Below are 428 nucleotides of genomic sequence, written 5' to 3'. Positions count from 1 at the left end.
GTCTTAAGGCCGGAAAAGGAGTAGTCGAAGCGATGTTTAACCATGTCGTGGCGAGCCGTCAGTCCGCGTGGGAAACGAATCGCTGTCGGGTCCCCCTCGGCGGCAGCCTTGTCGATGACCGGCCCACCCGGGTACGGCAGGCCAAGCACGCGGGCCACTTTGTCGTAGGCCTCGCCAGCAGCGTCGTCGATCGTCGAGCCGACCTCAATAATGTCTGTGGCGATGTCGTTTACCCGCAGCAAGCTGGTATGGCCGCCTGAGACGAGCAGAGCCCCACATGGCATCGGCAGCTCACCGTGCTCAAGCAGGTCGACGGCGACATGTCCAGCCAGATGGTTGACGCCGTACAGAGGCTTGTTGAGCCAGCTTGCTAAAGCTTTGGCCGCCGACAGGCCGACGACGAGTGCCCCAACCAGGCCTGGACCGGC

At 63.1% G+C, this 428-nt stretch carries 1 protein-coding gene; it reads right to left on the bottom strand.

Annotation, left to right across the window (positions count from 1 at the left end; genetic code table 11):
- Nucleotides 1-428: tRNA (adenosine(37)-N6)-threonylcarbamoyltransferase complex transferase subunit TsaD (locus JWG39_RS16175; protein WP_500683480.1), on the bottom strand; the 428-nt coding region annotated here is incomplete at both ends.

The sequence above is a fragment of the Desulforhopalus vacuolatus genome (assembly GCF_016918505.1).
Lineage (GTDB): Bacteria > Desulfobacterota > Desulfobulbia > Desulfobulbales > Desulfocapsaceae > Desulforhopalus > Desulforhopalus vacuolatus.
Note: the sequence above shows the minus strand (reverse complement) of the source record. Positions and strands in the feature narration are given on the sequence as shown.